At 32.6% G+C, this 15,214-nt stretch carries 10 protein-coding genes and 1 riboswitch; all 10 genes read left to right on the top strand.

Annotation, left to right across the window (positions count from 1 at the left end):
* The first annotated feature begins 30 nt into the window (after positions 1 to 30).
* The 10 genes from N5B56_RS02295 to N5B56_RS02250 all read left to right on the top strand — a co-directional run bounded on the left by N5B56_RS02295 (position 31) and on the right by N5B56_RS02250 (position 15,209).
* Positions 31 to 771, top strand: a complete 741-nt coding sequence (locus N5B56_RS02295) for a LytR/AlgR family response regulator transcription factor (RefSeq protein WP_118565565.1) — start codon at positions 31 to 33, stop codon at positions 769 to 771.
* A gap of 144 nt (positions 772 to 915) precedes the next feature.
* Positions 916 to 1,040, top strand: a riboswitch (glycine riboswitch).
* The gene (locus N5B56_RS02290) at positions 1,041 to 2,480 is read left to right on the top strand and encodes an alanine/glycine:cation symporter family protein (protein ID WP_260978296.1); all 1,440 of its coding nucleotides are present in this window, start codon (positions 1,041 to 1,043) and stop codon (positions 2,478 to 2,480) included. It abuts the riboswitch before it with no gap.
* A 460-nt stretch (positions 2,481 to 2,940) separates the two neighbouring features.
* Positions 2,941 to 3,639 carry a UMP kinase gene (pyrH, locus tag N5B56_RS02285; RefSeq protein WP_022088462.1) on the top strand — a complete coding sequence of 233 codons (699 nt, stop codon included), beginning with the start codon at positions 2,941 to 2,943 and terminating at the stop codon, positions 3,637 to 3,639.
* Between the two features lie 24 nt (positions 3,640 to 3,663).
* The gene (gene frr, locus N5B56_RS02280; protein WP_118565563.1) at positions 3,664 to 4,218 is read left to right on the top strand and encodes a ribosome recycling factor; all 555 of its coding nucleotides are present in this window, start codon (positions 3,664 to 3,666) and stop codon (positions 4,216 to 4,218) included.
* A gap of 120 nt (positions 4,219 to 4,338) precedes the next feature.
* Positions 4,339 to 5,073, top strand: a complete 735-nt coding sequence (gene uppS / locus N5B56_RS02275) for an undecaprenyl pyrophosphate synthase (RefSeq protein WP_022088464.1) — start codon at positions 4,339 to 4,341, stop codon at positions 5,071 to 5,073.
* Between the two features lie 2 nt (positions 5,074 to 5,075).
* Positions 5,076 to 5,903 (top strand): phosphatidate cytidylyltransferase, encoded by an 828-nt coding sequence (locus N5B56_RS02270; RefSeq protein WP_260978295.1) that lies wholly within the window; start codon positions 5,076 to 5,078, stop codon positions 5,901 to 5,903.
* A 125-nt stretch (positions 5,904 to 6,028) separates the two neighbouring features.
* Positions 6,029 to 7,327, top strand: a complete 1,299-nt coding sequence (gene rseP, locus N5B56_RS02265; protein ID WP_022088466.1) for an RIP metalloprotease RseP — start codon at positions 6,029 to 6,031, stop codon at positions 7,325 to 7,327.
* 81 nt (positions 7,328 to 7,408) lie between these two features.
* Complete coding sequence (gene ispG, locus N5B56_RS02260; RefSeq protein WP_022088467.1) at positions 7,409 to 8,467, top strand: flavodoxin-dependent (E)-4-hydroxy-3-methylbut-2-enyl-diphosphate synthase; 1,059 nt, start codon at positions 7,409 to 7,411, stop codon at positions 8,465 to 8,467.
* Between the two features lie 3 nt (positions 8,468 to 8,470).
* Positions 8,471 to 12,898 (top strand): PolC-type DNA polymerase III, encoded by a 4,428-nt coding sequence (locus tag N5B56_RS02255; protein ID WP_147585644.1) that lies wholly within the window; start codon positions 8,471 to 8,473, stop codon positions 12,896 to 12,898.
* A gap of 280 nt (positions 12,899 to 13,178) precedes the next feature.
* Entirely contained in the window at positions 13,179 to 15,209 is a 2,031-nt protein-coding gene (locus tag N5B56_RS02250) for a BglG family transcription antiterminator (RefSeq protein ID WP_117909798.1), read from the top strand.
* The last annotated feature ends 5 nt before the right edge of the window (positions 15,210 to 15,214 follow it).

Below are 15,214 nucleotides of genomic sequence, written 5' to 3'. Positions count from 1 at the left end.
ATGTTGTGTTTTTATGTATAGGAGAAATGAATGAAAAAGATTTTAATTTGGGTAAGTGATGAAAGCCTGAAAAAAGTAAGTATGGTGGTAAATGAAGTAAATAGTGATATTTGTATATTATCAGTTAAAACGCAAAAAGAGGCAAATTCAGTTATAATTAATAATGATGTTGATTTGTTTATTATTGAAATAAATTCAAATAACGATAGTTTTGAATTTGCGAAAGATGTAAGAAAACAGAGGGCGTATAGATTTATTCCGGTTGTTATTATGGCTGATAATGAGAAACTTATTTTTCAAGCATATGAAATTGTCAGATGCTATGCTTTTATGAAAAAACCATATGACATGGAAGGACTAAAAGAAATATTGAAGAAACTAAATAATTATAAATTTGTAAAAAGAAAGAGTGACAAAGTTAAATTTAAGCACAATGGTGTTATTTATTTTTTTAATAAATCCGAAATAAAATATATAGAAAACAGCAACAGACAGGTTAAGATATATAGTAATGATACGGTTACAAACATAGGGTATAAAACATGTGACAGTATTATAGAGCGATTAGGTTGTAAAGATTTTGTACGGTGTAGCAGAAATGGTATAGTAAATGCAGCTCATATAGTAAATATTAGTGATGAAGGAATAATTGAAATCAAGGAATTTGATAAAAAGATAGAAATTGGAAGTAGTATTAAAAAGCAATTTATACAGGATATCAATGAATTAAATATTTTATTTAACTTAGATATATATAAAGTTATCAGGTAAGTTAAATTACATATAAAATAATAAAGATGGGTCGGGAAAATCATAGAAAAAACGAAATGACATAAAAAGTTATAAAAAAAGTGCTTGATTTTATCGCTTTACCTTACTAAAATAAATATGATAGTGTCACAAAAGATAAGATTAAGGGTGACAACTGGAGAGTTCTGATAGCTGAGGTAAACAGTTATACAGACGCCGAAGGTGTAAGGTGATATTTAAATTTTTAGAAGCATCACTAATCTCTCAGGCAAAAGGACAGGAGGAATATTATGAGCAATTTTACAGATTTTTTAGTTAAGGTAGATGATTTAGTTTGGGGAATCCCACTTATTGTGTTGATTCTTGCAGCAGGCATCTACCTTACTTTTCGGTTAAGACTATTACAGATAGTGCATTTGCCTAAGGCACTTAAGTATATGTTTAAGAACGAAGAAGAAGGACACGGGGAAGTTAGTAGTTTTGGAGCACTATGTACAGCATTATCAGCAACAATTGGTACAGGTAACATTGTAGGTGTAGCAACAGCTATTGGATGTACAGCACTTGGTACTGCAGTAGGTGGACCGGGAGCGTTATTTTGGATGTGGGTAGCTGCTTTCTTTGGAATGGCAACAAAATATTCAGAAGGATTTTTAGCAGTACGCTATAGAACGATTGATGAAGAAGGTCATGTACTTGGTGGACCATTCTATTACATAGAAAATGGTATGGGACATAAATGGAAATGGCTTGCGAAGATATTTGCATTCTTTGGAGCATGTGTAGGTTTATTTGGTATCGGAACATTTACACAGGTTAACGGAATTGCATCAGCGGTCCAGTCATTCTTTGACCCTAATAAAGAAAATACAATTAGTATTCTAGGAAATGATTATTCAATTGCTATTGTAATCACAGCTTTTGTTTTAGCTATCTGTGTAGGATTGGTTGTAATTGGTGGTATTAAGAGAATTGCTAATGTATCACAGGTAATTGTACCATTTATGGCTGTTTTATATATTGTTTCAGTATTAGTTTTAATTGTAACTAATATTACAAAATTACCTGGAGCAATAGCGACAATAGTTGAATATGCATTTGGTGCAAAGGCAGTAGCAGGTGGTGTATTTGCATCTATAGCAATTTCAATGCAAAAAGGTATAGCAAGAGGTATTTTCTCAAATGAAGCAGGCCTTGGTTCAGCACCTATCGCAGCAGCTGCAGCAAAGACAAAAGATCCTGTTCGTCAGGGACTTGTAACAATGACAGGTACTTTCATAGATACAATTATTGTTTGTACGTTAACTGGTCTTTCAATTGTAATGATGGGTTCATATAAAGTTGTCGGACTTGAAGGTGTTCAGGTTACAACACATGCTTTCCAGAACGGATTAAGTTTTCTCCCATCAGAAGTTTCAGCATTCATATTAATGGTATGTTTAGTATTCTTTGCATTCACAACTATTCTTGGATGGGATTACTATGGTGAAAGATGTTTGGAATATTTATCAAATAAAAGTAAAACTGCTGTAAAGGTTTATAGATGGTTATACATTTTAGCAGTATTCATCGGACCATATATGACTGTTAAGGCAGTATGGACAATCGCAGATATATTTAATGGACTTATGGCCATTCCAAATATTATTGCATTGTTTGTATTAAGTGGTATAGTTGCAAAAGAAACAAAAGATTATTTTGATGAAAAAAAGAAACAGAATAATAAATAGAGTATCTTAATAAATATTTTAGGAAGATATAAAACAATAAAAATAAGAAGGCAGTCTGAATGCTGATTATATGTACGAGAAATTTCGGATACATATAATAATGATTCAGGCTGCCTTTTAAGTATATGCATTTTGACGCAAGATATAAGTATATTCAGATTAGTTTACAAATATAATTTAAGTTATGTTCTTAACCTATTTATTTAAATGAAAGAACGCGGGGAAGTCAAACAAAAACATAGTTTGTTTAAAATGATTTCTGCATTATAATTAAGAAATTATTTGAGTAGAAAAATAATAAGAAAATCTTTTGTAAATATGGATGTTTTACAACAAAGGTATAATTGAATTTTTTTAGTAACTATGGTATTCTAGTTACAGATTTTGTATTAGTGCGCCCATTTTGTGGAATGATACAGATAAACATACGAAATAATAATAGAAAAAAGAGGAATAAACAATGAAGAGAGTGTTACTTAAACTTAGCGGTGAAGCTTTAGCCGGTGATAAGAAAACCGGATTTGATGAGGCAACTTGTGTTGCAGTTGCTAAGCAGGTTAAGCAACTTGTAGATAAGAATATAGAAGTTGGAATAGTTATAGGTGGAGGGAATTTCTGGAGAGGTCGTACAAGCGAAAAGATTGACAGACCTAAGGCAGATGGAATCGGTATGCTTGCCACAATTATGAACTGTATGTATGTGTCAGAAATATTCAGAACAGAAGGAATGGACACAGATGTATTTACACCATTTACATGCGGAACATGGACTAAATTATTTTCAAAGGATGAAGCTGTTAATGGATTAAAGGCAGGTAAGGTTTGTTTCTTCGCCGGAGGAACAGGTCATCCATATTTTTCAACAGATATGACAATGGTTTTAAGAGCCATTGAAATTGAAGCAGATTGTATTTTAGGAGCTAAAGCAATTGACGGTGTGTATGATAGTGATCCTGCTGTTAACCCGGATGCTAAGAAATATGATGAATTACCAATAAGTAAGATTGTAGATGACAGACTTGGAGTAATTGATCTTGCAGCAAGTGTTTTGGCAATGGAAAATAAAATGCCAATGCTTTTATTCGGATTGAATGAAGAAAATAGCATTATTAAGGCAGCAACAGGCGAGAAAATAGGAACAAAAATTACAGTAGAATAATTTATAGAATGAAGGAGTTTTAACATGGAAGAATTAATTATGACATATGAAGATAAGATGGAAAAGTCATTAGACAATTTATATGGTGAATACACATCTATTAGAGCTGGACGTGCTAATCCACATATTTTAGATAAGATTACAGTTGATTATTACGGTTCACCAACACCACTTCAGCAGGTTGGCAATATATCAGTGCCTGAAGCAAGAATGATTGTAATTCAGCCTTGGGAAGCATCTATTTTGAAAGATATTGAAAAAGCACTTTTAATGTCTGATTTAGGATTAACACCAACTAATGATGGAAAGATGATTAGACTTGTTTTCCCTGAATTAACAGAAGAAAGAAGAAAAGAACTTGTAAAGGATGTTAAGAAAAAAGGTGAAAATGCAAAAGTTGCAGTTAGAAATATTAGAAGAGATGCAATGGATGCAATTAAGAAAAAAGGAAAAGAAGATGGAATTTCAGAAGATGAAATTAAGGAATATCAGGATGATGTTCAGAAATCTACAGATAAATATGTTGCAAAGATTGATGCAGCAGTAGAAGAAAAATCAAAGGAAATATTAACAGTATAATAGAAATGTTAATAAATCCTCAGCAAAAACAATTTCGTATTAATAAGTGGCTTTTGCAAAGAATAAAAATTGATTCTGTGCAAAAGCCATTTTAGAATGTATACAGAAACCGGAGGAAGTATGGCAGAGAGTATAGATTTAACAGGAATGAATATACCTAATCATATTGCCATTATTATGGATGGCAATGGAAGATGGGCAAAAAAGAGATTTTTACCTAGAAATGCAGGACATGTGGCAGGAGCAAAGACAGTAGAAAAAATAATAGAAGACGCATATGATTTAGGCGTTAAGTATTTGACTGTATATGCATTTTCAACAGAAAACTGGAACAGACCTGATGATGAAGTTGCAGCTTTAATGAAACTTCTCAAAAATTATTTAAAAGACTGTATTAAAAGAGCAAACAGCAACAATATGAGAGTAAGAGTTATAGGTGAAAGGAGCAGATTAGAACCTGAGATTGTTGAAAAAATAGAAGAATTAGAAGAGTGTTCAAAAAATAATACAGGTATTACATTTATCATTGCACTTAATTATGGAGCAAGAGATGAAATTGTAAGAGGAATCAGAAAAATATCTAGAGAATGTGCTGAAGGCAAAATTGCTCCGGAAGATATTACAGAAGATATGTTTAACGGTTTTTTAGATACTCACGATATTCCTGACCCTGATTTATTAATCAGAACAAGTGGAGAGTTAAGATTGTCAAATTATCTTTTATGGCAGCTTGCATATACAGAATTTTATTTTACAGATGTTTTATGGCCTGATTTTAATAAAGAGGAATTAAAAAAAGCTATAGCTAAGTATAATGAAAGAGACAGAAGATTTGGAAAAGTTGAGGAGAACTAAAGATGGTAATCAGTAAATTTATGAATAAATCTTTTTATGAAAGACTTTTTAGCGGAATAATTTTGGTGATAATTGCACTTATAACCATTATTTTAGGAAATGATGTTTTACTTGTTACAGTTGGAATTGTTTCCTTAATTGGTTTATATGAAATGAACAGAGTGTTTGGTATTGAAAAATATGCTACAGGAATAATGGCATATATTGCAGTAATTATTTATTATGCAATGCTTCGTTTTGATATGATGACATATGTTCCATTTTTAATAGTTGCATTACTCATTGCGTGCATGGCTGTTTATGTTTTTGAATTTCCAAAATGCAAGACTGAACAGGTAATGGCAGCAATTTTTGGAACAATATATGTAGCAGTTATGTTATCTTTTGTTTATTTGGTAAGAATGGGTAATAATGGTGCATATAATGTATGGTTGATATTCTTATGCTCATGGGGAAGTGATACATGTGCGTATGTATTTGGTGTAGCATTTGGAAAGCATAAAATGGCACCGGTGTTAAGCCCAAAGAAATCTATAGAAGGTGCTGTAGGTGGAATACTTGGAGCAGCTGTATTAGGATTTATATATGCAACAGTATTTCAGAATAATATAGAAATGAGATATTTAGACCCTAGAATAGCATATCCAATCGTATGTGCAGCAGGAAGTCTTATTGCAATGACAGGAGATTTAGCTGCATCAGCAATAAAGAGAAATCATGATATTAAGGATTATGGTACACTTATACCGGGACATGGTGGCATAATGGATAGGTTTGACAGCGTAATATTTGTTGCACCTATAGTATGGCTCTTAATAAATTTCTTCTAAAATTTTAATATGAAAAAACTTAAATGTTAACAATTACAACATATACATTAGATAAAATATCATTTATGATAATTTTATGGTGCAGGTAAAATAAAAATAATTGTAGAATAGGTGGGAATGACAGTATGTCAAATATTATCAGTATTATAATAGCATTAATAATTTTCAGCGTATTAGTATTAATACATGAATTTGGACATTTCATTGTAGCAAAGAAAAATGGAATAGTAGTAAATGAATTCTCCATTGGAATGGGACCAAGAATTTGTAGTTTTGAAAAAGGTGGAACAAAGTATTCAATTAAATGTCTTCCATTTGGTGGCTCATGTGCCATGTTAGGAGAAGATGAAGATACAGTTGTAGAAGGTTCATTTAATTCAAAGTCGGTGTGGGCAAGAATGGCAGTAGTTTTTGCAGGACCTTTCTTTAACTTTATTCTTGCATTTGTTTTATCAGTCATTGTTATAGCAGCAATTGGAACAGATAAATCTTATGTAACGGCAGTGGATAAGTCATCACCTGCTTATGAAGCAGGGCTTAGAAAAGGAGATATAATTACTAAATATAATGGTACAGGAGTAAGTATCGGTAGAGAATTGTATTTAGAAGATTTTGTTAATCCTTTAGGTTCGGATAATGTAAAACTTACATTCATAAGAGATGGAAAAAAACAGAAAATTTCTTATAAGCCGGAAGAAGTAAAGAAATATATGGTTGGTATGTCATATAATTCCGGTGATACAGAGGCGACTATAGGAAATGTAACAGCCGGCAGTGCAATGGATGAAGCAGGAGCTCAGCCGGGAGATGTAGTGGTTGCTGTTGATGGAACAGAAATTAAATCAGGTGATGAGTTACAGAAATATATTGAAGAAAATCCATTTGGTGATAATACAGTTACGATAACGGTTAATAGAAATGGAAAGACTAAGGAACTTAAGATGACACCTCAGTATCAGACGGTTTATTCAAAAGGTTTTGAGTACAATCTTGCAAGAAAGAGAATGTCATTTGGAAGAACTTTAAAATATAGTTTTGTAGAAGTAAAATACCAGATTAATACAGTATTAAAGAGTTTAAAGATGCTTGTTACTGGAAAGGTTTCAGCAAATGAAGTATCAGGACCGGTGGGAATTGTAAGTGCAATTGGTGATACTTATAAAGCAAGTAAATCAGAAGGTGCATACAGGGCACTTTTAAGTCTCATCAATATGGCTATAATGTTGAGTGCAAACTTAGGTGTGATGAATCTTTTACCTTTGCCGGCATTAGATGGTGGAAGACTTGTATTTTGCATTATTGAAGTTATTAAGGGAAAACCTGTATCAAGAGATAAGGAAGGAATGGTACATTTCATTGGATTTGCATTATTGATGGTATTAATGCTATTCTTAATCTTTAACGATGTTAGAAAACTGTTGTAAGTAACTGCAAGTAATGTGAATGAAATTTTTTATAAATTTGTAAAATGCATCTGATTTGCAATAAAAATTAGGAGTCTGAATATGTATAGAGATTGTACAAAAGTGATAAAAATAGGTGATAAGGTAATTGGAGGAGGAAATCCAATCCTTATTCAGTCAATGACGAATACTAAAACAGAAGATGTAGAGGCAACTGTAAAGCAGATAAAGGAGTTAACTGTTGCAGGATGCGATATTATAAGATGTGCAGTTCCAACAATGGAGGCTGCTAAGGCTTTGAAGAAAATAAAAAAACAAATATCCATTCCATTAGTTGCAGATATTCATTTTGATTATAGACTTGCAATAGCAGCAATGGAAAATGGTGCAGATAAGATAAGAATTAATCCGGGAAACATCGGCAGCTTAGATAGAGTTAAAGCTGTAGTAGATGTGGCTAAGGAAAGAAATATCCCTATCCGTGTCGGTGTTAACAGCGGCTCATTAGAAAAACATATATTAGAAAAATATGGAAGAGTGACAGCAGAAGGAATTGTGGAGAGTGCACTTGATAAAGTTAAAATAATAGAAGATTTAGGCTATGATAATCTTGTTATAAGCATTAAATCATCAGATGTTTTAATGTGTGTAAAAGCTCATGAACTGATTGCTGATAAAACTAAATATCCATTACATGTTGGTATAACTGAATCAGGAACAGTTACATCAGGAAACATTAAGTCTGCAATTGGATTAGGACTTATTTTGAGTCAGGGAATAGGAGATACTATAAGAGTTTCTCTTACAGGAGATCCTGTTGAAGAGATAAGAAGTGCTAATTTAATTTTAAAGACTTTAGGATTAAAGCAGGGAGGAATTTCTGTAGTTTCATGCCCTACTTGTGGAAGAACACAGATTGACTTAATAGGACTTGCAACAAAAGTAGAAAAATTAGTGGAAAAATACCAGAATCTTGATATTAAAGTAGCTGTTATGGGATGTGTTGTAAACGGACCGGGAGAAGCTAAAGAAGCAGATTTGGGAATAGCAGGCGGAAATGGTGTCGGTATCCTTATGAAAAAAGGTGAAATAATTAAAAAGGTTCCTGAAGAAGAATTACTTAAAGCATTAGAATACGAATTGAAAAATTGGAGTGAGTAATATATGGAAAGAAAAACTTTTTTTGAAGTATTTCCAGATGTAAAACTTAATAGTGAATTAACAGAAATATTTGAACAGGTTGAAGTTACAAGAATTACTGCTAACAGAGACAGAACAAAATTGCGTATTTATATAGAAAGCAGCAGGCTTATTAATAAGCCTGCTATTTTATCTGTAGAAAATGAATTATGCAGACAATTAAAGATGGGAAAGAAAATATCCGTTCAGATAATGGAGCATTACAGTTTATCACAACAATATACTCCAAAAAATTTATTTGACATATATAAGGATAGTATTTATACGGAACTTTCCCAAAAAAGTGCGCTGATAGCGACAATGTATAAAAAGGCACAATTTCAGTTCTTGTCCGATTCAGCTTTAGAGATGGAACTTGAAACGCATCTTATGACAGAGGAACGTATGAATGTCATAAAAAATACAATTGAGAATATTTACAATATTCGTTTTAATATTCCGCTAAAAGTTGTAATTAAGAAAGTTGAAGCACAAAAGGACAAATTTAAAGAACAGAAAGAAAAGAAACTTAGAAATGAAGTTGAAATCTTAATGAGCAGAAATAAGAGCAATAAGCCTGAAAAACAGGAAGAAAAGGCACAGGAAACACCTGAAAGACCTAAGATTGTAAAATCAACCCGCTCGGATAATCCTGATGTCGTATATGGTAGAGATTTCGAATTTGATGAAGAAACTAAAATTGCAGAATTATTTGATGACTCAGGTGAAGTAGTTATTAAGGGACAGATATTTAATATGGATGAAAGAGAAACAAGAAAAGGAAAGATTATTGTTTCTTTATCTGTAACTGATTTTACAGATAGTGTAATGGTTAAATTGTTCTTAGATAATACAGAGGTTTTGGCAGATTTTAAAAGTCGTGTAGGTAAAGGCAAATTTGTAAGAATTAAAGGTAGAGCAGCTTATGATCCATATGATAAGGAAGTAAATGTTGGACACATCTTTGGAATGAAGCTTATATCAAATTTTGTTGAAATAAGACATGACACAGCAGTTGATAAGAGAATTGAATTACACTGCCATACAAAAATGAGCGATATGGACGGTGTAAGTGATGTAAGAAAAATTGTCAGAAGGGCTTATGACTGGGGTCACAAAGCAATTGCAATTACTGACCACGGTGTTGTTCAGGGCTTCCCTGATGCATGGCATGAATATTGCGATATCAAGAGTATGTGTAAAAAGCAGGGAAAAGAATTTGACTTTAAAGTAATATATGGTGTTGAAGCATATCTTGTAGATGATTTGAAGGATATGATAACAAATCCAAGAGGACAAAGCCTTAAAGACAGATATGTAGTATTTGATATCGAAACAACCGGTTTTATTCCATCTCTTGATAAAATAATAGAAATAGGTGCCGTTAAAGTTGAAAATGGTCAGATTGTGGACAGGTTTAGTACTTTTGTAAATCCTAAAGTGCCTATTCCATTTAGAATTGAAAAGTTAACCGGTATTAATGACAATATGGTAATTCATGCACCTGAAATTGAAGAAGTACTTCCAAAGTTCCTTGAATTTTGCGAAGGAGCAATTATGGTGGCACATAATGCGGATTTTGATATGAGTTTTATTTCAGCAAATGCAAAAAGATTAGGATTACCATGCGATTTTACAGTTGTGGATACATTATTAATGGCCAGATTCCTTATTATAGGGCTTGGACGATATAAACTTGATAATGTTGCAAAGGCATTGGGAGTTTCTCTGGAAAATCATCATAGAGCTGTTGATGATGCCGAATGTACGGCGCATATATTCTTAAGAATGTGTGATTTGCTTGAAGAAAAAGATATTCATGACTTAGATAAGGCCAATGAGGCAGGAAAAATGTCTGAAAATGCAATGAAGAAGGCAAAAGCGCATCATGCAATCATATTAGTGCAAAATAATATAGGAAGAGTAAATTTGTATAGGCTTATATCTATTTCTCATATAGATACATTTGCAAATGGTAAACCAAGAATTCATAAAAGTGACTATTTGAAATATAAAGAAGGATTGATTATTGGTAGTGCCTGTGAAGCAGGAGAATTATATCAGGCAATATTACATGAACATAGTCAGCAGGAAATTATGCGAATAGCTGATTTCTATGATTATTTTGAAGTGCAGCCTCTTGGAAATAACCAGTTTATGGTTAAGACAGGCGACCCTGAAAAGGATGATAAGAGACTTCTCAATTCAAATGAAGATTTAATTAATATAAATAAAAAGATAATTGAACTTGGAAAGAAACTCGGAAAACTTACGGTTGCTACATGTGACGTACATTTCCTTGATCCTGAAGATGAAATGTACAGAAGAATTATTCAGTATGGTAACGGATTTAAAGATGCAGATGAACAGCCACCGCTTTATTTAAGAACAACTGATGAAATGCTTAATGAATTTAGTTATCTTGACAGTGATTTAGCGGAAGAAATTGTTATAACAAATCCGGCAAAGATTAGTGATATGATTGAGGATATTTCACCAATCCATCCGGATAAATGTCCACCGGTGCTTGATAATTCAGAAGAGGAACTTAGAAATTCGTGTCATGCAAGAGCGAAAGAAATATATGGTGACCCTGTACCAAAAGTAGTTCACGACAGACTTGAAAAAGAATTGGATTCTATTATTGGTAACGGCTATGCGGTTATGTATATAATGGCAAGACGTTTGGTTTTAAAATCAAATGAAGACGGATATCTGGTAGGTTCAAGAGGTTCCGTAGGTTCATCATTTGCGGCAACTATGTCAGGAATTACGGAAGTAAATCCACTTAAACCACATTATTACTGTCTTAACTGTCAGTATTCGGAATTTGATTCTGAAGAAATACGTTCATTAAATGGTGGTGTAGGCTGGGATTTGCCGGATAAAAAATGCCCAAGATGTGGGGCACCGCTTCATAAAGATGGAATTGATACACCATTTGAAACTTTCCTTGGATTTAACGGTGACAAGGAACCTGATATTGACTTAAACTTTTCGGGTGAATATCAGGCAAATGCCCACGCATATACAGAAGTTATGTTTGGTAAAGGACATACTTTCAGAGCAGGAACCATTACAGGTGTAGCTGATAAAACAGCATTTGGTTATGTAAAGAATTATTTTGAAGAGCATGATATACATAAGCGTTATGTTGAAATCGACAGAATAGCAAGAGGATGTACCGGTATAAGAAAGAGTACAGGACAGCATCCGGGTGGTATTGTTATTGTCCCAAGAGATAAGGAAATATATGAATTTACACCAATCCAAAAACCTGCAAATGATATGACGACAGATACGCTTACAACTCATTTTGAATATCATGCCATAGATGCTAACCTTCTTAAGCTTGATATTCTTGGACATGATGATCCGACAATGATTAGAAGACTTGAAAAGTTAACAGGAACGAATGCTGTAGAGATTCCGTTTGATGATCCGAAGCTTATGTCTTTATTTGAAAGCCCGGAAGCATTAGGAGTAACATCTGAACAGATAAGAGGATGTCCTATCGGGACGCTGGGTCTTCCTGAAATGGGAACAGATTTTGTTATTCAAATGTATGTTGATGCAAAGCCAAAAACAATAGCCGATTTGATTAGGTGTTCGGGATTGTCACATGGTACGGACGTATGGGTTGGAAATGCTCAGGAGTTAATTGCACAGGGCAAATGTACTATTTCAACAGCAATTTGTACCCGTGATGATATTATGACTTATCTTATTGACAAAGGAATTGACCCGGGTATTAGCTTTAAGATAATGGAAGCTGTAAGAAAAGGTAAGGGACTTACTCCTGAAAATGAGCAGATTATGATTGATAATGGTGTGCCTGATTGGTATATATGGTCATGTAAAAAGATTAAATACATGTTCCCGAAAGCCCATGCAGCAGCTTACGTTATGATGGCTCTTCGAGTTGCATATTATAAAGTTTATTACCCACAGGCATATTATGCAGCTTATTTTGCCATAAGAGCAAAGGCATTTAACTATGAACTAATGTGTCAGGGTAAGGAACGTTGCGAGTATTATCTGGACAATCTTATGCGTAAGAAAGAGAATAATGAAACAAGTAAAAAAGATGAAGATACAATTGGGGATTTAAAAGTAGTACAGGAAATGTATGCAAGAGGATATGAATTTGAACCAATTGACCTTTACAGAGCAAAAGCAAAAGAGTTTCAGGTTATTGATGGAAAGGTAATGCCGTCATTTAGTGCAATAGAAGGAATGGGAGATAAAGCTGCAGAAATGCTTGAAGCGGCAGCAAAAGATGGAAAATTCCTTTCAAAAGATGATTTGAGAGAAAGGGCAAAAGTAAGTAAGACAGTTGTGGAAACAATGTCAGACCTAGGTTTGCTTGATGGAATGCCTGAAGGAAATCAGTTATCTATATTTGATTTGTAAAATATTAAGCATGTAGTTATACAAAAATATTTTTGTATAGCTGCATGTTTTTTTGTGTAAAAATCAATATTTACAGGTTGATAAATAATGAAATAATATGAAAAAAATAGAAACGTTTCAACACCGATAAATAAAAGAATTTGGTAGAAAAATACAAAAAAATGTTGGATAATAATAATAAATAGTACAATTTGATGAAAAAAATCTGTGCAAAGTTGGACTTCAAAATAAAAATAAACAAATTATAATTAAATTAAGTCGAAGGGGAAAAGGTGAGAATATGAACCGAAGAGGCAATAAAATATTAAACGAATTAATTTGGAATGAAAAACTGAACATATCAGAATTTAAAGAAAAATATAATGTTCAGGAACGCTCCATACGACTGGATATTAAGGGAATAAATGATGACTTGCAAAAAGCAGGATTGCCGGTTATTTCCGAAAATTCTGAGGGAGAATTAGAGCTAGAAAATAAGAGACAAATCAATATAAAAGAATTTGAAAAATTTATTACAAATTATGATTTTTATTCATATACAATGACTAAAAATGAAAGACACACTGTTTTGGCATTGATACTTCTTAATGGAAGAGAATACATAACTGTTGATAAATTAAAAAAAGAAATTGGTGTAAGTAGAAATACAATTTTAAGTGATTTACAGGAATTGAAAATATGGTTTGAAGACAGGGATATGAATTTAAAAGCCAAAGCTCATGTGGGTTATACAATTGAAGCATCAGAATCACAGATTCGTGAGAATATTTTGAAGTTATTGGAAATTAACAGTGAAGAATATTATCAAAACGGATATATGCTTAATATTTATTGGAATCTACTTTTGAAACAAGTTGATTATGCACAGAGTTTTGATTATTTGAAAAGTATTCTTTTAGAGGAAGAGGAAGATACAGGAGTTATATTAGAAGATTACTCATTTTATGAAGCTATTGTTGAATTGGTAATAATGGTAAACAGAATGAGTCGGGAGAAATATCTTACTTCTTTTGAAGAGAGTGGAAGAGAAGAAATTGAAATTAGTTCAAAGTATCCATTTAGTAAATCGGTGCTCAATAAAATAGCAGTAAAATATGACATCAGAATAACAGAAGAAGAAATACTTATGTTTACTAAGTGCCTGAGAAGAAAGAGATATCTTAAGGGTGAAAGAAACAGTGCAAATTCTTTGGATATAAAGGTAATGATTGCAGAAGCAATTCATTCGATATCAGGAAAATTAGGAATAGATTTTTATCTTGATTTTGGATTGTATGATTTGATGGTTGCTCATATGAAATCGGCTGTCTACAGAGTTATGAATGGAGAAGTTTTAGTAAATCCGTTCAAAGAAGCAATTATAAACGATTATCCTGAAATACTGAAGATTGTACATAAGGAATTAGAAAAACTGGAAGGATTTATAGGAAAGAAATTTTCGGAAGATGAGGTATTATTTCTTGTTTTGTATTTTGCATCAGTAATTGAAAAAGAAAAAGTTGAAAACAATAAAAATAAAAAAATTCCGGTAGCACTTGTTTGTGCAACAGGAAGAGGAACAGTTCAATTTATGTTGGCAAAGTTAAAAATACTTGATGATATTATAGAAATTGTCAGTGTATCGTCACATCATAATATGAAGGAAATAGAACAATCGGGAGCTAAGATGATTATTTCAACAATTCCTTTACCGGATGCAGTTTTACCGAGTGTAGTCATAAGAAGTCCAATGCTAGATGACAAGGATATACTGAATATTCAACAAAAAGTATTTGAACTTAAGGGACAGAATAAAGAAGAAATGGAATTGCCTAATATAAAAGATATAAATGAGAATACCGGAAAGGACATACAAGGAGCATTTTATCAATTACTTTCAACAGATAGAATTGTTCTTGATTATCCGGCTAAAGATTGGGAAGAGGCAATAAAATGTGCAGGACAGTTACTCCGTGATTCAGGAACTGTAACAGGTCAGTATATTGATGAAATGGTTAACAATGTAAAAAAACATGGAGCATATATTGTAGTATGCAAGGGAATGGCACTTCCACATGCTGATAGTAGTAAGGGAGTTATAAAAGAGGCAGCCTCATTTGTAAGACTAAAAAAAGGAATAGAATTCGGAAGTGAATTTAACGATCCGGTAAGATATGTAATAGGAATGAGTATTAAGGATGCTGAAAGCATTAATCAGGCAATATATGACATGATGATGATTTTTGGAGACGAAAATAATATCAGGAAGTTTGATGAACTTCCTAATGAACAATCAGTTTTAGATATGATAAAGAGTTTTGAAAAAAAGTAAAAGGA

The sequence above is a fragment of the Eubacterium album genome (genome assembly GCF_025336545.1).
GTDB lineage: Bacteria > Bacillota > Clostridia > Lachnospirales > Lachnospiraceae > Eubacterium_U > Eubacterium_U album.
This window is presented reverse-complemented; position numbering and strand designations above follow the sequence as displayed.

Coding starts and splice junctions, on each gene's coding strand:
- N5B56_RS02295 (WP_118565565.1), top strand. CDS start 31: ATGAAAAAGATTTTAATTTGGGTAAGTGATGAAAGCCTGAAAAAAGTA.
- N5B56_RS02290 (WP_260978296.1), top strand. CDS start 1,041: ATGAGCAATTTTACAGATTTTTTAGTTAAGGTAGATGATTTAGTTTGG.
- pyrH (WP_022088462.1), top strand. CDS start 2,941: ATGAAGAGAGTGTTACTTAAACTTAGCGGTGAAGCTTTAGCCGGTGAT.
- frr (WP_118565563.1), top strand. CDS start 3,664: ATGGAAGAATTAATTATGACATATGAAGATAAGATGGAAAAGTCATTA.
- uppS (WP_022088464.1), top strand. CDS start 4,339: ATGGCAGAGAGTATAGATTTAACAGGAATGAATATACCTAATCATATT.
- N5B56_RS02270 (WP_260978295.1), top strand. CDS start 5,076: ATGGTAATCAGTAAATTTATGAATAAATCTTTTTATGAAAGACTTTTT.
- rseP (WP_022088466.1), top strand. CDS start 6,029: ATGTCAAATATTATCAGTATTATAATAGCATTAATAATTTTCAGCGTA.
- ispG (WP_022088467.1), top strand. CDS start 7,409: ATGTATAGAGATTGTACAAAAGTGATAAAAATAGGTGATAAGGTAATT.
- N5B56_RS02255 (WP_147585644.1), top strand. CDS start 8,471: ATGGAAAGAAAAACTTTTTTTGAAGTATTTCCAGATGTAAAACTTAAT.
- N5B56_RS02250 (WP_117909798.1), top strand. CDS start 13,179: ATGAACCGAAGAGGCAATAAAATATTAAACGAATTAATTTGGAATGAA.